The organism is Affinirhizobium lemnae (assembly GCF_022968395.1).
GTDB classification, from domain to species: domain Bacteria; phylum Pseudomonadota; class Alphaproteobacteria; order Rhizobiales; family Rhizobiaceae; genus Neorhizobium; species Neorhizobium lemnae.
Genome location: NZ_JALJQZ010000001.1, coordinates 172,713 through 191,137 on the forward strand (window position 1 = coordinate 172,713; position 18,425 = coordinate 191,137).

Here is an 18,425-nt window from a genome sequence, read left to right on the forward strand (position 1 = left end):
GGTGCGAGAACTTGAGAGAACAGCCCGATCAAGGCTGATAGCGCTAATTCAGCGACAAATGATTCAAGGGGAAAAGCATGATGATTGATCGCATGCTCGCACGTTTTAAAATTCAGACTAAAGTTATTGCCTTCATCGTTCCCTTCGTCGTTTCTATCTCCGCTGTGGGCCTTTCAGGCCTTTACGCGTCGAGTTTGCTGCAATCGCGCATGGATATGTCGAACTCGGTCCTGCAGTCGCTCAGCGGCTTTAAGGATGTCTATTCCGGCATGGGTTCCTTCCTCCAGAACACGACGGAAGAGGCGAGGTCTAATCTGAAGAAACAGATTGAGATGCAGTCCAGCCTACTCAAATCGGTTCGGTCCGGAGCGAATTCCGATGAGAGCCTCACCGAAATAGAAAGTGCTGTGAAGGGAACGGAAGCAATCGGTTCACGTGTCGATCAGCTCTGGACCCAGTATCAGCAGGAATCGACGGTCCGTCAAAACCTTGACAATGGTCTCGCGACTTTGGTGCGCAGCCAGACGGATCTGCTCAATTATGCCACCAGCGCACGCGAAAACCTTGCAGCCGATGAAACCAGGGCAAAATCTCTCCTTCGCGATGCGGAAAAACTGACCCGCGGTGCCAATGTGATAGCCAAGCTGGTTGCTGATTTCAACGGCAAGGCCACGCCCCAGGAGAAGATGGATGTCCTAAAAGAGCAAGTGGGTGATTTCGCCCAGGCCGTGACAGCCATCGGTGAATCCCTTCCTGCCGAGCAACAGGCGCTTGCCGGACAGCTGACGGACAACCTCAAGCAGATCCGCGATCTGATGGCGATTCCGACTGCGAGCGAAACGGCGGTGGACAACATCGACCGCATCGTCAATCTGATGCGCCCGTTCTCCATCCGGCTGCAGGGTCTCTCCACGCTGAAGGCGCGTCAGGCCATGGAGGTCTTTGGCCAGCTTGACGAGCCGATTGCCCGCGCCACCCAGTTCCTTGCCACGACGAGGCAGATCTTCGATGCCATCCGCGCAATTGAGTTGAAGTCTGCCCATTATGGTGCCAAGCCCACCTCGGAAGGCCTGCGCGAATTACAGGACGTCTTGATGACGCTGGAAATCCCGGTCGGTGTCCTTGAAGCGGATAAGAATTCGTCCGAGCAGGTGCGCCAGCGCGCTGCCGCGATGCTGCCCATCTCCGCCAAGATGGACAAGGACGCAGCCTCGCTCTTGGAACTTTCGACAAAACGTGCTGCCGAGTTCAAGGCCGCTGCGGCCGATATCGATCGAATTTGGGCGACGCTGACACGCTTTGCAGCTGCCCAGCGCGATGCGGCTGGTGCCGAGCGCGACAAGGCAAACCAAATCTCTGTCACTGCTATGATGCTTGGTATTCTCGTTGCGATCTTCGCTGGCGTTGGGCTTGTCTTTACCTTCAAGGGGCCGATTCTTGCGATTTCAGCTGCGATGCGTCGTCTTGCCTCAGGGGATCTCGAAACCTCCATCGCTGGTGAGCAGCGTCGTGATGAGATTGGCGACATGGCGCGTGCTCTCGGTGTTTTCAAGGAAAATGCCCAGGAAAAGGTCCGTATCGAAACCGCCAGTGAACAGGAGCGTGCCGCAGCAGACGAAGAGCGCCGCCGCAACGAGCTTGAGAAGGAGGAAGCCGATCGACAGATCCAGTTCGCCGTCGGAGCGCTCGCGCAGGGCCTTGAGAAGTTGGCCGCCGGTGATGTTTCCTCGACGATCGACACTCCTTTCGTCGGTCGCCTGGAACAGCTTCGCGTAGACTTCAACGCGTCGCTGACACGGCTGCAGGATACGATCGGCCTCATTCAGGAGAATGTGGTCGCCATCCAGACGAATGTTCGCCAGATGTCGCAGTCGACTGACGATCTGTCGCGCAGAACCGAAACCCAGGCAGCTTCGTTGGAGCAGACTGCGGCAGCCGTCAGCGAGGTCACCTCGAATGTTCGCTCCGCTGCCGACCGGGCACGCGAGGCACATGCCATCGTTGATGAAACGCGACGCAATACGGACGGATCCCTGGTCATCGTTCGCAATGCCGTATCTGCAATGCAGCGGATCGAAGGAGCATCACAGAAGATCGGTCAGATTACAGAGGTCATCGATGCAATCGCATTCCAGACCAACCTTCTGGCGTTGAATGCCGGTGTTGAGGCGGCGCGTGCAGGTGAGGCCGGCAAGGGTTTTGCCGTCGTCGCCCAGGAAGTGCGTGAACTGGCGCAACGCTCTGCGGGCGCTGCCAAGGAGATCAAGGAACTCATCACCGCCTCGACAATTGAAGTTGACAAGGGCTCCGATCTTGTACAGCAGACCGGACAGGCCCTCGAGACGATCGGTGATCAGGTAACGCGCATCGCGCAGCAGGTGGAGAGCATTGCTCATGTTTCGCGCGATCAATCCTCTGCCTTGCAAGAAGTGAACGGTGCCGTGAACCAGATGGATCAGTTGACACAGCAGAATGCCGCGATGGTTGAGGAAACCAGTGCCGCAAGCCGTCAGCTTGCCGATGAGGCCGATCAACTCGTCGAACTGTTACGGCAGTTCAAGGTCACTGGTCGTGCGAGCATGCAGCATGCTCCTGGAATAAATCGGGCTGCCTGACGCGTTTTTGTACGAAAGATATGTATACTGTGAACCTCCCGGCTGTCAGTTGGGAGGTTCTTTACTATGTGCTCGTAGGTGAAACCGTGACGCCCCGGGTCTTCAGCAGTTGTTAAGCGACGTATTCCATGCTGATCTCCTGCGCTCGAAGAAACGTAGTACAAAGCATAAGACTTCGAGCCGAGTGTAACAGTTAGAGGATCATGCAATGCAGAAGCAACGTGCACGTGCCATCGCTCTCACCCTCGCACAGGAGCAGGCATGTTTTCGCCTTCGGCTTCTGGCAATTTCCGGCTTCGCCGTTCTGGCGCTTCTTTGCCTGTCTATGTGACATTGGAAAAATGTCAGGGGCAGCAGCAAGTTTAATTGAGCGACCGACTGCCCCATATCCCCGCTTTCTGCATTAATACGTGTTAGGTTAGAAATTTATATCTCTTTTACTGACCCTTGGTAAGTTGACAATGATCAGTCGTTCTTGGGGGTCCACATGTCTAAATTTCTTCCGGCCTCGGTTACGGCAAGGATAGTTTTTCTCTGTCTTCTCCTTGTTGTCGCCGCTGTTGGTAGCATTACCGGTATGACCTACTGGAACGTGCGCGCCGACATCACAGACAGGTCGAAGGACGATGCTCAGTCTGCCATGCGCGCCATGGCGACGCTCTATACAGCTGCTGTTCCGATGTCTACAATGCAGATTAAGGATGGCATTGTAAGCGCTGTGTCACAGTCCGGAAAAGTCACCGTTTCCGATCATGTCCTGGTTGATCGGGTTGCCCAATCCATCAATGGCGTTGCAACCATCTTCGAGAAACAGGGCGCGGATTTCGTCCGTATCTCGACTAACGTCAAGAAAGAAAATGGCGATCGCGCTATTGGTACGAAGCTGGCTGCAGATCACCCCGCGCAGCCATATCTTGCGCGTGGCGAGGCCTATTACGGCCCGGCTACTCTATTCGGCCGAGACTTCGTCACCGGCTATTTCCCGGTCAAGGATGCTGCGGGGGCAACGACAGGAATGCTGTTCATCGGCATTCCGCTCGAAGTTTACTTCGCCAAACTCAAGGCGTCTGCGACACTGATGCTGTTCACTGCTCTCATAGCGATCAGCTTTGTCGGTATAATCGGTGTCGTTTTGCTACGCGGACTGGTGCGTCCACTGCCGGTTCTGACCGAAACGGTGCGCGCTATTGCCGATGGTCGGGACGTTACAGTACCTTTCACGGATCGATCGAACGAGTTTGGCAATATCGCCCGTGCGCTCGAAATCTTCCGCAGAAATGCAGAGGAGAAGCAGATGGTCGAAGCCCGGTCCGAACAAGATCGCGCCAAGGCTGATGCAGAGCGCCTGCATCACGATGAAGAGAAGGCGCGTCTCGACGGTCAGATCGATCAAGCCGTCGCGGAACTCGGCTCCGCCTTGGCCCGTCTCGCCCAAGGTGACCTAACCCGCACGATCGAAACGAAATTCGCCGGTCGGCTTGAGCAGTTGAGGCAGGACTTCAACGCGTCGATCACGCGGCTGAGAGAAACGATCTCGCAGATCCACGGAAGCGCGGTCACCATTGAAAACGGCACTGCAGCACTCAGCCAATCATCCGGCGATCTGGCTCGGCGTACGGAATCGCAGGCTGCCTCGCTTGAAGAGACCGCCGCAGCCGTTGACGAAATTACAGTGACCGTCTCCAACTCCGCCGAACGTGCCCGTGAGGCAAATCTTGCCGTCGCCTCGACCCGTAAGACGGCGGACAGTTCCGCAACGGTGGTCAACAGCGCCGTCGAAGCCATGTCTCGCATTGAGGAAGCGTCTGGCAAGATCGAATCCATTATCGAGGTCATCGATGAGATTGCCTTCCAGACCAACCTTCTTGCTCTGAACGCTGGTATCGAGGCAGCGCGCGCAGGCGAGGCAGGCAAGGGCTTTGCCGTTGTGGCGCAGGAAGTGCGCGAACTGGCGCAGCGTTCCGCCAGTGCTGCGCAGGAGATCAAGGCGCTTATCAATCAATCGAGCGCCGAAGTGCAGAATGGTTCGGAACTTGTGCAGCAGGCGGGCAAGGTCCTTGCCAGCATCAGTGAGCAGATTGCCGGGGCAAGCCATCACGTCGAGTCGATTGCCACTTCCAGCCAGGATCAGTCGTCAGCATTGCGAGAGATCAATACGACCGTCAACAAGATGGATCAGTTGACCCAGCAGAACGGGGCAATGGTTGCCGAAACCAATCAGGCCAGCGCGAGATTGGCTGCGGAAGCCGCCCTGCTTCGCGAACTGGTCCAGCAATTCCGTCTGGAGAACACGACGTCTGGTACGCGGCGCGCAGCCTGATCCCGGCTCGACACATCAAAAAAGGGCGGTCCGCAATGGCTGCCCTTTCTGTTTTCAATCATGACAAAGAGATATTGCCTACCTCGGTTGCGCAACGACAACCGGTATCATGAGGTCGCCCCAGTTTCCGTTGCCGCCGTGGTGGCGGGCTGAGCGGACGAGCTCAACCGAAACGCCTGCCTCGACTGCTTTCATGACGGCGTGGTTCAGCCGATGCAGCTCGTTTGCAAGCATCCGAATGGCAGATTGCTGGTCAGTGCTCATCGATGTTGCCTGTTCTTCGGCACGTTCCTTGACTCGGGTCTGGGGTGTCATGGCATTTCTCCTCTTGTGTTGGGGGTTCTTGAACGGTTGCAAATGGGGTTGAAGCCTCGCCCTTGAGGTCAGGTTGGGGAGGGCGAGGCTTCGCGAGCTTACTCCGCCGCAGGGCGGAATTGCTCATGTTCGGTCGATTCCTTCATCGCCGTCGTGGAGGACTGGCCACCGCTGATGGCCAGCGAGACGGCATCGAAATAGCCGGTACCCACTTCGCGCTGATGCTTGGTGGCCGTGTAGCCATTGATTTCAGCGGCAAATTCCGCCTCTTGCAGCTCCGAATAGGCCGCCATCTGGCGCTCTTTGTAGCCACGCGCCAGTTCGAACATGCCGTAGTTCAACTGGTGGAAGCCAGCCAGCGTGATGAACTGGAACTTGTAACCCATGGCGCCCAGTTCGCGCTGGAACTTCGCAATGGTCGCATCATCGAGGTTCTTCTTCCAGTTGAACGATGGCGAGCAGTTGTAGGCAAGCTTCTTGCCCGGATGCGCCTTGTGCACGGCCTCGGCGAATTTGCGGGCCTGCTCAAGATCGGGCTTGCCGGTCTCCATCCAGATCAGGTCGCAATGAGGCGCATAGGCGATAGCGCGAGCGATGCAGGGCTCAATGCCGTTCTTGACCTGATAGAAGCCTTCAGACGTGCGCCCGGCATCGTAATCCACGAAAGGACGATCCCGCTCGTCGATGTCGGATGTCAGCAGTTTCGCCGCTTCCGCATCGGTTCGTGCCACGATGAGTGTCGGAACGCTCATGATGTCGGCCGCCAGACGTGCAGCGTTCAGGTTGCGGATATGCGCAGCGGTCGGGATCAGAACCTTGCCGCCCAGATGGCCGCACTTCTTCTCAGAGGCCAGTTGGTCCTCGAAATGAACGCCAGCGGCACCGGCTTCAATGAAGGCCTTCATGATTTCGAAGGCGTTGAGGGGTCCGCCAAAGCCGGCTTCCGCATCGGCGACGATGGGTGCAAACCAGGTCTCGACAGAGAGACCCTTGCCTTCGGCGGTCTCGATCTGGTCTGCCCGCTGCAGGGTGCGGTTGATGCGCTTGGCAAGCTCCGGCGCCGCATTGGCCGGATAAAGCGATTGGTCCGGATACATGGCAGACGCCGTGTTGGCATCTGCCGCAACCTGCCAGCCAGACAAGTAGATGGCCTTCAGGCCCGCGCGAACCATCTGCATGGCCTGATTGCCGGACAGTGCTCCGAGTGCGTTGACGAAATCTTCGCGGTCGAGCAACTCCCACAGACGGATCGCGCCACGCTCAGCCAGCGAATACTTTATCTCGACCGAGCCGCGCAGACGCTTGACATCGTCTGCCGTGTAGGGACGCTCGATGCCGTCAAAGCGGCCTTTGGGTGCGGTTGGAACAAGATTGTAAAAGTCTGTCATGGTTCTCTCTCCCGATATATATTCGCGGCTAGGACAGAAGATCTTCGCTGCCTTTTGATGAGAGTAGATTTACATTGCGTTGCAAAATGACGCCAGAAAATAAGCAAAATCAGCATGATGAAAGAGGTTAGGATGTATTGTAATTTACAAAACGCCTTGTAAACTTGTCAAAATTGTAAACTCTCCCTCTGTTAGCGATTGTCAAAGGATGTGACATGGCTGAACGCAAGATTTTTGCAGGACCCAAAGTGCGGCGCTTGCGACAGAGCCTGGATCTGACGCAGACGGCCATGGCGGAGGGGCTGGGAATTTCGCCATCCTACTTGAACCTCATCGAGCGAAATCAGCGACCTTTGACGGTTCAATTGCTGCTCAGGCTGGCGTCCGTCTACAAGGTCGATCTGGAGCAGTTGCAGGCTGAAGTTGGTGGTGCAGCGGCTCAGTTGCGGGAAGTCTTTGCTGATCCGTTGCTGGCGGGTGAAATCCCTGGCGATCAGGAATTGGTCGATCTGGCTGAAGGGGCTCCGAATGCGGCAGGCGGCGTCCTGAAACTGTATCGCGCCTATCGGGAGCAGGCGGTCAGGCTCTCCGATCTCGCAGAAATCCTGGCGCGCGAAGGCCATGAGACATCTGTCTCCGGAACCAGATTGCCGATCGATCTCGTACGGGAAAAGCTGGAGGGACGCTCCAGTTTCTTCGCGCGGATCGAGGCGGCCGCGGAAGCCTTCCTGGCCTCTCTTCCATCAGCGGATGATCCGGCCGGTCAATTGAAGGCGTGGCTGAAAAGCAGTCATGGCATCTCGGTGCGCATCCTGCCGGTGCATGCCATGCCAATGTTGAGGCGCCGCTACGATCGGCATTCGATGCGGCTGTTTTTGTCAGAACGCCTGTCTCTTGCGGAACGTCGTCGCGAGGTGGCGCAGGAGGTTGCCTTGCTGGCCCTGCGGGAAGAAATCGCTCAGGAGCTTCAGGATCTTGCATTGCCGGTCGCGGAGGCGCAGCGGATTGCCCGTTTCGAGCTGGCGCGGCTCGGCGCGCTGGCGCTGATGATGCCGTACGGTACCTTTCTGGCGGCGGCACAGCGTGCGCGTTTCGACGTCGAGATTCTGGCGGCTCGGTTCGATGTGTCATTCGAGCAGGCGGCATTCCGCCTGTCCATGCTCGGCAGACCCGGCAGTGCAGTGCCTCCGTTTTTCATCATGGAAGTGGATCACGCGGGAAACCATCTGCGTCGCGCGGGCGTGCAGGGCTTTCCGAAAGCAAGGTTCGGCGGCAATTGTCCGAAGCTCGGTCATCACCTTGCGTTCTCCCAGCCCGGTCAAACTCTGGTGGACTGCGTGGAGATGCCGGATGCAACGCAATTCCTGACGATCTGCCGAACCATCGACGGCCCCCATGCCGCCTATGGCGAAAGGCTTCGCCGGACGGCGCTTTTGCTCGGCTGCGAGCTGGAAGCCAGCGGTGACATGATCTATCGCCAAGCGGCGGACATGCCTGCGGCACGTGTTCATACGGGAACCGCGTGCCGTCTTTGCGAGCGGCAGGGCTGTCTGTCGCGGGCAGAGCCTCCGGTCACGCGTCCGCTCGGGCTGGACGAGATGGTGACCGGGCTGAGCGCCTATGACTTCCAGTAGAGCCAATTTGAACAAGCCTTGTGCGCTGCCGAACATTTAGGCTTGTGGCACACCTTTTTCCTTTCTACTCTTCTGAAACGACGTACAAATTCCGGGCGCGTTCGACGCGAAGCCGGAGAAGAATGGAACAGGAGTTGTTATGAGACAGACCACCTTGCGCCTCGTCGCTGCCGGCGCCGCTTTGGCAACGACAATCCTCACGACCTCCGCCCTGCCAACCATGGCGTTGGCGCAGGAACGCGTGGTTCATGTCTACAACTGGTCTGACTATATCGATGAATCGATCCTGGAGGATTTCACCAAGGAAACCGGTATCAAGGTTGTCTATGACGTCTTCGACAATAACGAGATCGTCGAGACAAAGCTTCTGGCAGGCGGCTCGGGTTACGATGTCGTGGTACCCACCGGGCCATTCCTTGCCCGTCAGATCAGCGCCGGTGTCTTCCAGAAGCTGGACAAGTCCAAGCTGCCGAACCTCTCCAACATGTGGCCGCAGGTCATGGAGCGCCTGGCGAAGTATGATCCGGGCAATCAGTTTGCCGTCAACTATATGTGGGGCACCACCGGCATCGGCTACAATGTCGACAAGGTAAAGGCGGCTCTCGGTGATGTTCCGATCGATAGCTGGGATGTTCTCTTCAAGCCGGAAAACGCCAAGAAGCTGAAGGGCTGCGGCATCAACATTCTGGATGCGTCCGACGAAACCTTTGCAATTGCGATGAATTATCTTGGCAAGAATGCCGACAGCAAGGCCTCTGCCGATCTGGTGGCCGGTGGCGAGGTCTACAGGAAGATTCGCCCCTATGTGAAGAGCTTCAACTCTTCGGCCTATATCGATGAACTGGCGAACGGGGATACCTGCATCACCATCGGCTGGTCGGGAGACATTCTCCAGGCAAAGAAGCGCGCGGTTGAAGCGAAGAACGGCGTCAAGGTGAACTACGTCATCCCGAAGGAAGGCACCTACATGTGGTTCGACAACCTGGCGATCCCGGCAGATGCCAAGCATGTCGAGGAAGCGCATGCCTTCATCAACTACCTGATGAAGCCGGAGGTGATAGCCAAGGCCTCGAACTTTGTTCAGTATGCCAACGGCAACCTCGCCTCGCAGAAGTTCATCGATGAATCTGTGGCGAAGAACCCGTCAGTCTATCCGAAAGAGGCAACACTCGCAAAGCTCTTCACCATCTCGCCCTACGATCCCAAGGCCCAGCGCGTCCTGAACCGCGAGTGGACGTCGATCAAGACCGGCAAATAAGCGTTGAACGAACACATTGCCGGAGGTTCCGGCAATGTGAAATTGTTGGGTGAAGCAGGGGCTCGGGCATGGCCAGATCTTTGGGACCGGTAAAGCGCAAATTCTCTCCCTGGACCGAGCCGCATGCCGTGCCCTTCATCCGCTTTGAGAACATTACGAAACGATACGGCGATTTCGTTGCGGTCGATAACCTGTCGCTTGATATCTATGAGCGGGAATTCTTCTCGCTCCTGGGGCCGTCGGGCTGCGGCAAGACCACGCTGATGCGCATGCTGGCGGGCTTTGAGGCGCCGACCGAGGGACGCATCCTGTTGCAGGGCAAGGATCTCGCCAACACGCCACCCTACAAGCGCCCCACCAACATGATGTTTCAGAGCTACGCGCTCTTCCCACATATGACGGTCGAGAAGAACATCGCTTTCGGCCTGGAGCAGGATGGCCTGCCGAAGGGCGAAATTTCGGCGCGTGTCGATGAGATGCTGAAGCTGGTGAAGCTGGAAGCCTTTGCCAAGCGCAAGCCCGCACAGCTTTCCGGCGGACAGCGGCAGCGTGTGGCGCTGGCGCGCTCGCTTGCCAAGCGCCCGAAGGTTCTTCTGCTGGACGAGCCGCTGGGTGCTCTCGACCGCAAGCTGCGCGAGGAAACGCAGTTCGAACTGATGGATATCCAGCACACGTTGGGCCTGACATTCCTGATCGTCACCCACGATCAGGAAGAGGCGATGACCGTATCCGACCGGATTGCGGTCATGGACAAGGGTGTTGTGATGCAGGTTGCAACGCCTGCCGAAATCTATGAGGCGCCGAACACCCGTTATGTCGCCGAGTTCATCGGGGATATCAATATTCTGGAATGTGCTGTTGTGGCAAACACGGGCGAGATCCTGCAGCCAGGTCATCCACCGGTCGTCAGGCTGGATAGCCGGGGCGTTCCCATCGCCGTGGAGCAGGAATGTGCCGCCGTTACCGGCGCATCCGTCGCCTTTGCCATAAGACCTGAAAAGGTCCGCATCGCGCTGGATCAGCCCGTCGATGTCAGTGTCAATGCGGTCCATGGCGAGGTCTGGGATATCGGCTATCTCGGAGATTTTTCCGTCTTCCTCGTCAAGCTTGCCGATGGGCGTGTCGTCCGTGCGGCGCAGGCAAATGTGTCGCGTCTTGTCGATCGGCCCATCACCTTCGGCGACATGGTCTGGCTCACATGGCCGCTTGATGCCGGCCTTGTCTTGACGCGTTAGGGTGAAGCCATGGCAGAGATTGCAGCCCCGACCCATCGCAACCCCGCCCGCTGGCTCGTCGTAGCCATACCCTACATCTGGCTTGTGCTGTTCTTTGCCGCGCCCTTCTTCATCATCCTGAAGATATCGCTGTCGGATACGGCCATTGCCATGCCGCCCTATACCCCCGTGTTCGTGGGTTTCGGTGACATCAGCTCGTTCTTCGCCGGGCTGGATCTCGATAACTACAGCTTCCTGACCGAGGATCCGCTCTATCTCGATGCCTATCTCTCCTCCCTGCGCATTGCCTTCATCTCGACGCTTCTGCTTTTGCTGATCGGATACCCCATGGCGTTGGCCATGGCGCGGGCACCCAGCACGATCCGGCCAACGCTGATGATGCTGGTCATTCTGCCTTTCTGGACCTCCTTTCTCATTCGCGTCTATGCCTGGATCGGCATCCTGAAGCCGGAGGGGCTGCTGACGCTTCTGCTTCAGACGCTCCACATTCTGGGGCCGGACGATCAGGTCCAGATCTATCGCACCGATTGGGCGGTCTTCATTGGCATCGTCTACTCCTATCTGCCCTTCATGGTCCTCCCGCTTTACGCGGCCCTGGAAAAAATGGATGGCACGCTTCTGGAGGCGGCAAGCGACCTTGGTTGCCCGCCCTGGAAAGCGTTCTGGCGAATTACATTTCCGCTATCGCTGCCGGGTGTGATCGCAGGCTCGATGATCTGCTTCATTCCGATCACCGGCGAATTCGTGATCCCCGATCTTCTGGGCGGCGCGAGCACGCTGATGATCGGCAAGACACTCTGGACCGAGTTCTTCGGCAATCGCGACTGGCCGCTTGCGTCTGCCGTTGCCGTCCTGCTGCTGCTTGCGCTGGTCGTTCCTATCGTCATCTTCCAGAACCAGCAGCGGAAGGTGTCATGACATGAAACCATCGCGCTTCGACAGCACCGTCCTGACGCTCTGCTTCGCCTTCCTCTATATCCCGATCATCATTCTCATCGTTTATTCGTTCAACGCGTCGAAGCTGGTCACCGTCTGGGGCGGCTTTTCGCTGGAGTGGTACAGGGTGATGTGGAGTAACCAGGGGCTCATGGATGCTGCCTGGGTCACCGCGCGGGTCGGGATGCTGAGCGCGACACTCGGCACGATCCTTGGAACCCTCGCAGCCTTGACGCTGGTGCGCTTTCCACGGTTTCCGGGACGTATTCCCTTTACCGGGATGATCTATGCACCACTTGTCATGCCGGAAGTGATTACCGGTCTGTCCATGTTGCTGCTGTTCGTGGCCATGAATATCGACCGCGGTTTCTGGACGGTAACGATCGCTCATACCACTTTCACCATGTGCTATGTGGCAGTCATCGTGCAGTCGCGCCTGCTGACCTTCGACAGATCACTGGAAGAGGCTGCCATGGATCTCGGCTGCCCACCGGTCAAGACCTTCTTTCGCATCACGCTGCCGCTCATCGCGCCGGCCATCATCTCGGGCTGGATGCTGGCCTTCACGCTGTCGCTGGATGATCTGGTGATCGCAAGCTTCACGACGGGGCCGGGGGCCACCACGCTTCCCATCAAGATCTATTCGCAGGTCCGCTTAGGGGTGACGCCGGAAATCAATGCCATCTGTACGATCCTGATTGGTCTCGTGACGATCGGTGTGATCTGCGCCGCCATCAGTTCTAAGCGAACGGAGCTGCGTCGTATCCGCGACGAGCATGATGCCATTCGCGCGGCAATTTAAAGCTTTCTCAGGGTCGTGAGGGATCAGGGGTCTGAATTTGTTCGTGAATGGGCCAGATGACAGGATTTGGCCACGCCCCCCCAATGAACAATCGATGGCTTCTTGTTCCATCTTCAATCGTTGCCGAAAGTGAAAGGCTTCGACTTTCATACGGAATAACACCTGCAAGAGTGAGCCGGTACGGGGCGGCGACCATAAATGCAGAATTGAGTTCGGCACTGCTGCCATTTATCCTCCCCGCCGCTTCCAAAGTCTCGAAACTGGTAGAGCTTTGACCTGCCTGCTGGAGGGAGAAATACGAGGCTCCGTCAGCCAATGTCATGAGCCCTGAAAGATCGAGCCCGCCGATGTTTCCGGCTTTCGCCTGAAAGCGGAAATCGCCCGTCACATCGTTAGAAGATGCCTGTAGTAGCGTTTTCGAAAGCTTCATCCTGGCTTGCAGACTGCCTGTCCCCGTGATGGAGGGCGAAGACCAGGCAAGCGCTTTCCCAAGGCTGGCGAGATCGACATCCTTGGCGGCAATCCTCAGCTTGGTGGAAAGCTCTGGCACCTGAAGCAAGGTCAGCTCGCCTGTGAGACTACCCTTGAAGAGATCGCTATCCAGAACCTCGATTTGCGTCTGGCTGGCATTCGAGACGATGCTCACAGCCGCATTCTCCAGTGTCACGGGACCAAGTGCCGCAGAGGCCGCCGAAAACCGCACATCGAGGCCAATCTGACGTTCGAGAAGCGTCGCGCGCTTGGTTTTGTCGGAGCCGATGGTCTGGTCCTCGCTGGCTATAACATGTCCGAGTTTCGCAAGATCAATGGTATCGAAGGCGAGAGTCCCGGTCAGCCGAGGTGGACTGGACGGTGTCGCCATGGCCAGATCCATGACCCCGGTGCCTTTGGTGCCGTTGGCTGCGACCGAAAGCTGGTCGAAACGCAGAACGTTTCCGATCGTCAGCAGCTTGGCCGTCAGCGAGAGGTTTGTCAGTCGATCGGCGATGTGGACAGGGATATTTCCCCATGTCACGGCCTCTGCGACTTTGGGCACGGAAATCTTCAGGTCACCAGACATGAAGGCATAACGCTGCAGATCTGCGGCGCCGCGGAAGCTTGCTGTTACCAGCGGAGACTGCAGTGTGGCATCCACCTCGCTTCCCCTTCCGGCAAGCAGCAGCAGCGGGTTCACGGCGCTGACATCCAGCGATACAGGCTCATTGTTTGCGATAGCCTCGATTCGCAGGCGAGCAGACCGTGAGAGCCGGGGCCAGTCGAGGCTGCCCTCGATCTTGTCGATCAGAATAGAGCGTCCGGTCCGGTCTTCGATCCGCAGAGAGCCCGAAACGATCGAAATGTCGCCGATCACCGGGTCGCGTTCAAGCTGCAACTGGCTGTCAACGGCAGACTGAGACTGTCCGATTCTGTGCAAGGTTTGGCCAAGAACGCCATCTGAACTCCAGTTCAACGACCCATCCTGATTTTGGCGCAGAAGGACCTGCGGCTCCGTCAGAGTAAAGTCCTGAAACACAGGTGTTCCCCGCAGTGCCTCCCAGATGCTGAACCGTGCCGAGAGAGATGTCACATGGCCAAGTATGGGAGCATCAGGTCTGTCTTCTTGGCGGATGGCGATATCATCAATCTTGACAACCGGTCGGGGCCAGAAGCTGAGCGAAGGCGTTCCTCGGATGACCACATCATGGCCCAGCCATTCTTCGACTGCGCTTTCCATGCGCTCACGAACGAGATCGGAGGAAACAAGCAGCGGCGAAAGCAGGCGGAACAAAACCAGCAAGACAAGCACGAGCCCAACCGCCGCAAGGGCAATTCGGACCGGCATGGTACGGAGCAGGTTCTGGTACATAGACTGAGTTTTCACGTGTTTAGATTGTGCCGCATTGTCGTTTGCCTTGTGGGTTACCGGATTTATTGCTGGCTTGCAAACAACAGCGGCTCGAGCTCTTTATCTTGCAGTGCAACATGCTATAGCTTGGCGATCAGGGTGGAGGTGTATGCTGATGACAATTGAAATGCCGCTTTGGACGCCGACCGAAGACTTCAAGAACGCGCAGCCATTGTCGCGTTTCATGACATGGTTGAGCGAGCGCGAAGGGACAACATTCCCGGATGTGGATGCGCTTCATGTCTGGTCGGTCGAGAATCGAGGTAAATTCTGGTCCGCCATCTGGGATTTTTGCGGTGTCGAGGGCGAGAAGGGGGAGCATGCGCTGATCAATGACGGTCGCATGCTGGAGGCCCGTTTCTTTCCTGATGCGCGGCTGAACTTTGCCCAGAATCTTCTCAGGCAATCTGGTGAAACAGATGCCTTGATTTTCCGGGGTGAGGACAAGGTGTCCTATCGCTGGAGCTGGGATGAGTTGAAGGGTCGAGTCTCTCGCCTGCAGCAGGCTTTTGCGGCAATGGGCATAGGCGAGGGAGATCGCGTTGCAGCCATGATGCCGAACCTGCCGGAGACGATCGCCTGCATGCTTGCGGCAACGTCCCTCGGTGCCATCTGGTCGTCATGCTCCCCTGATTTTGGTCCGCAAGGCGTGCTCGACCGGTTCGGTCAGATCGAGCCGAAGCTGTTCATCACTTGCGACGGCTACTGGTACAATGGCAAGCTGCAGGATGTCTCTGCCAAGGTGCGGGATGTGGCTGCCGAACTCAAGGTGCCAGTTCTGGTCGTTCCCTATGCGGGAGATGCCGCCGCATTGGCCGGGTCAATCCCGAATGCCCGGACGCTGGAGCAGTTTATTGAAGGTTTTGAGGTCCGGCCGCTTGAGTTCCGGCAGCTTCCCTTTTCGCACCCGCTCTACATCCTGTTCTCCTCCGGCACCACTGGAGTTCCGAAGTGCATCGTGCACTCTGCCGGCGGAACTCTCTTGCAGCATCTGAAGGAACATGTTCTTCACTGCGGCATCCAGCCTGGCGACCGTCTGTTCTACTACACCACCTGCGGATGGATGATGTGGAACTGGCTGGCCTCCGGCCTTGCTGCTGGTGCAACGCTCTGCCTTTTCGACGGGTCCCCGTTTGCGCCGAACGGAAGCGTGCTGTTCGATTACGCTGCAGAAGAGAAATTTGCCGTTTTCGGTACCTCCGCCAAATATATCGACGCGGTTCGGAAGAGCGGTCTGGAGCCGTTGAAATCGCACGATCTGAGCGCCTTGCGTCTGATCACCTCGACGGGATCACCTCTCTCGCCGGAGGGTTTCACCTTCGTCTACGAGGGCATCAAGCGGGACGTGCATCTGGCGTCCATCTCTGGAGGCACCGACATCGTGTCCTGCTTCGTGCTTGGCAATCCGCTGAAGCCTGTCTGGCGCGGTGAGATCCAGGGGCCGGGTCTTGGACTGGCGATGGATGTCTGGAACGATGACGGGCATTCCGTGCGCGGCGAAAAGGGTGAACTCGTCTGCACGAAGGCTTTTCCCTCAATGCCGGTGATGTTCTGGAACGATCCGGACGGCAAGAAATATCGCGCCGCCTATTTCGAGCGTTTCGACAATGTCTGGTGCCATGGCGACTTTGCCGAGTGGACGAGCCATGGCGGTCTCGTCATTCATGGACGTTCGGATGCAACGCTCAATCCCGGCGGCGTGCGCATCGGCACCGCAGAAATCTACAATCAGGTTGAGCAGATGCCGGAAGTGCTTGAAGCGCTGTGCATCGGTCAGGACTGGGATGATGACGTCCGGGTCATCCTCTTCGTGCGTCTGGCCAATGGCCATACCCTCGACGACAATCTGGTGGCGGCCATCAAGAATCGTATCCGTACCGGCTGCACACCGCGCCATGTTCCCGCAAAGATCATCGCGGTCTCAGATATTCCCCGTACGAAGTCCGGTAAGATCGTGGAGCTCGCCGTCAGGGAAGTCGTTCATGGTCGTCCGGTCAAGAACAAGGAAGCCCTGGCAAATCCGGAAGCGCTTGATCTCTTCGCCGATCTGGCTGCTCTCAAGTCGTGAACCGCAATAGGACTAAGTTTCACTATGTGGCGGAATTGTCATCCGGTGAACCAAAGACCTAACCATCATAATAAGGTATCGTGTTTTAATCCCTTGTTAAGATGAAAAGGACACCATCGAGTATCGATCCATGAAGCGGCAGGAAATTGTCATCATGGGTCGCTCTGGAGACAATCCATCAGCATACTTTAAACTCACAGGCAGCTTCGGCTGCCTTTCTTCTTATTTTTTGTCAGAAATGGAGCTGATACGCTTCGGTTCTGAGCAACTCAGCGCTCCATTGTTCTGGATACAAAAAGAACCGGAATGAGACCGACCAGCACGATGATGAGGGCGGCGACAGAGGCATCTTCCACTTGCGCTCTCGATGCATCCTCATAGACCAGCGTCGCCAGCGTGTTGAAGTTGAAGGGGCGCAGCAGGATCGTGGCCGAGAGTTCCTTCATGGTCTCGACGAACACGAAGAGGCCGGCCGTCAGCAGCGCTGGCCGCATGTTTGGCAGAAGGACGAACAGCAAGGTTTGTCGTCGGTTTCGGCCCAGCGTTCTTGCCGCCATATCGAGATGCGGCGAAAGCTTCTGGAATCCGGCATCCACTGTGCCCTCCGCCATCGTCAGAAAGCGCACGCTGCAGGCATAGAAGATGGCGAAGCCGGAGCCCGAAAGAAGCAGGCCCGTGGAGATTCCCAGATGCGCACGCAGGATTGCGTCGAGCGTGTTGTCGAAGGCGGCAAGCGGAAACAGGACTCCGATTGCAAGCACGGTTCCCGGTATGCCATAGCCGAGTGACGCGATACGGCCTGCCAACCGGGTAGAATGGCTTGTGTCCTTGCGGTGCGTGTAGGCAAGCATAAAGCCGATCATCACCGTTGCCAGTGCTGCGGCGGCCGAAACCTGCACGCTGTTCCACAAGGCCTTGATCAGTTTCGGTTCTGCAAGCAGTTCCAGCCGGATGCTTGCATAATGCACCAGCATTGCGAAGGGGAGAAGGAAGCCCAGCGCAACAGGCAGAAGACAGGCGACAGCGGCCAGCGAGCCGCTCCCAAAACCAAGCGGACGCCGCACATGGTCATTCACGCTGGATGTCGTCCGGTTTGCGGAAAAACGCTGGCGACGCCGTGCGATCCGCTCAATGGAAATCAGAACAATAACAACGGCAAGCAACACGAGTGCCAGCTGTGCAGCACCAGACAGACTACCGCGGTTGAGCCAGCTGTCGTAGATCGAGAAGGTGATTGTGTTGACGCCGAGATATTCAACCGCGCCAATATCATTCAGCGTTTCCATCGCAACCAGTGTCAGGCCGATTACAATAGCGGGTCTCGCCATCGGAAGCTGAATTCGCCAGAGCGTTCGCCAGAGTCCGGAACCCAGCGTGCGCGCCACATCGCTTGCCGCGCGCCCCTGCATCAGGAATGTCGCCCGGCAGGCGAGATAGATATAGGGATAAAGCACGCTGGACAGGATCAGCACAGCGCCACCGAGTGACCGGATGTCTGGAAACCAGTAGTCGCGCGCCGTCTTGAAGCCAAGGGTCGAGCGAAGTGCTGTCTGGAGAGGCCCTGTGTAGTCCAGGAATTCCACGAAGGTATAGGCTGCGATGTAGGAGGGTATCGCAAGCGGCAAGACGAGCGCGACCGATAGGATGCGCCTGAATGGAAATTCGAACGTCGTCACGAGCCAGGCGGTTGCAATACCGAAGAGGGCGCTGAGCACTCCGGTCATGCTCACGAGGAGAAACGTCCGGCTCGCGGCTTTTGGCAAGACATTGACCAAGACATGAGAAAGGCTGTCCGTACTGCCGGAAAAGGCGATCCAGACCACCGCGCCGAGCGGCACCGCCGATATCAGTGCGACAAGCACCGCCAGAAAAATGAGCGAGCGAGTCTCTTCCTTCACTACGCGCGGATAATCATGACTGGCTCGAGGCAAAACCGGCATCCCTTCTTCGTCCGGTCCCTCTACATCAA

Annotated in this window: 13 protein-coding genes; 9 read left to right on the forward strand and 4 right to left on the reverse strand. The window is 57.4% G+C overall.

Features of this window, described 5'->3' with window-relative positions; all coding sequences use genetic code 11:
* The first annotated feature begins 77 nt into the window (after positions 1-77).
* From MUU53_RS00840 to MUU53_RS00845, 3 genes are all read left to right on the forward strand, one after another.
* Positions 78-2,615: a methyl-accepting chemotaxis protein gene (locus MUU53_RS00840; RefSeq protein WP_247259159.1), complete on the forward strand. Its 2,538-nt coding sequence runs from the start codon at positions 78-80 to the stop codon at positions 2,613-2,615.
* A gap of 208 nt (positions 2,616-2,823) precedes the next feature.
* The gene (locus tag MUU53_RS23150) at positions 2,824-2,946 is read left to right on the forward strand and encodes a hypothetical protein (RefSeq protein WP_281434939.1); all 123 of its coding nucleotides are present in this window, start codon (positions 2,824-2,826) and stop codon (positions 2,944-2,946) included.
* Positions 2,947-3,102: 156 nt separating this feature from the next.
* Positions 3,103-4,935: a methyl-accepting chemotaxis protein gene (locus MUU53_RS00845; RefSeq protein WP_247259160.1), complete on the forward strand. Its 1,833-nt coding sequence runs from the start codon at positions 3,103-3,105 to the stop codon at positions 4,933-4,935.
* Between the two features lie 78 nt (positions 4,936-5,013).
* On the opposite strand, the gene MUU53_RS00850 is transcribed toward MUU53_RS00845, so the two are convergent.
* Positions 5,014-5,250, reverse strand: a complete 237-nt coding sequence (locus tag MUU53_RS00850; RefSeq protein ID WP_062555397.1) for an SMc00767 family acetate metabolism repressor — start codon at positions 5,248-5,250, stop codon at positions 5,014-5,016.
* Between the two features lie 98 nt (positions 5,251-5,348).
* Entirely contained in the window at positions 5,349-6,638 is a 1,290-nt protein-coding gene (gene aceA, locus MUU53_RS00855) for an isocitrate lyase (RefSeq protein WP_247259161.1), read from the reverse strand.
* Positions 6,639-6,853: 215 nt separating this feature from the next.
* Between aceA and MUU53_RS00860 the strand changes: the two genes are divergently transcribed.
* The 5 genes from MUU53_RS00860 to MUU53_RS00880 all read left to right on the forward strand — a co-directional run bounded on the left by MUU53_RS00860 (position 6,854) and on the right by MUU53_RS00880 (position 12,503).
* Complete coding sequence (locus MUU53_RS00860) at positions 6,854-8,272, forward strand: helix-turn-helix domain-containing protein (protein WP_247259162.1); 1,419 nt, start codon at positions 6,854-6,856, stop codon at positions 8,270-8,272.
* A gap of 139 nt (positions 8,273-8,411) precedes the next feature.
* Positions 8,412-9,530 carry a polyamine ABC transporter substrate-binding protein gene (locus MUU53_RS00865; protein ID WP_377307257.1) on the forward strand — a complete coding sequence of 373 codons (1,119 nt, stop codon included), beginning with the start codon at positions 8,412-8,414 and terminating at the stop codon, positions 9,528-9,530.
* A gap of 68 nt (positions 9,531-9,598) precedes the next feature.
* On the forward strand, positions 9,599-10,765 hold the full coding sequence (locus tag MUU53_RS00870; protein WP_247259163.1) for an ABC transporter ATP-binding protein: 1,167 nt from the start codon (positions 9,599-9,601) through the stop codon (positions 10,763-10,765).
* Positions 10,766-10,774: 9 nt separating this feature from the next.
* Positions 10,775-11,683 carry an ABC transporter permease subunit gene (locus MUU53_RS00875; protein WP_247259164.1) on the forward strand — a complete coding sequence of 303 codons (909 nt, stop codon included), beginning with the start codon at positions 10,775-10,777 and terminating at the stop codon, positions 11,681-11,683.
* A 1-nt stretch (position 11,684) separates the two neighbouring features.
* Positions 11,685-12,503: an ABC transporter permease gene (locus tag MUU53_RS00880; RefSeq protein ID WP_247259165.1), complete on the forward strand. Its 819-nt coding sequence runs from the start codon at positions 11,685-11,687 to the stop codon at positions 12,501-12,503.
* 7 nt (positions 12,504-12,510) lie between these two features.
* On the opposite strand, the gene MUU53_RS00885 is transcribed toward MUU53_RS00880, so the two are convergent.
* Positions 12,511-14,349 carry an AsmA family protein gene (locus tag MUU53_RS00885; RefSeq protein WP_247259166.1) on the reverse strand — a complete coding sequence of 613 codons (1,839 nt, stop codon included), beginning with the start codon at positions 14,347-14,349 and terminating at the stop codon, positions 12,511-12,513.
* A 154-nt stretch (positions 14,350-14,503) separates the two neighbouring features.
* Between MUU53_RS00885 and MUU53_RS00890 the strand changes: the two genes are divergently transcribed.
* On the forward strand, positions 14,504-16,456 hold the full coding sequence (locus MUU53_RS00890) for an acetoacetate--CoA ligase (RefSeq protein ID WP_247259167.1): 1,953 nt from the start codon (positions 14,504-14,506) through the stop codon (positions 16,454-16,456).
* A gap of 269 nt (positions 16,457-16,725) precedes the next feature.
* On the opposite strand, the gene MUU53_RS00895 is transcribed toward MUU53_RS00890, so the two are convergent.
* Positions 16,726-18,396: an ABC transporter permease gene (locus MUU53_RS00895; RefSeq protein WP_247259168.1), complete on the reverse strand. Its 1,671-nt coding sequence runs from the start codon at positions 18,394-18,396 to the stop codon at positions 16,726-16,728.
* Positions 18,397-18,425 lie beyond the last annotated feature (29 nt).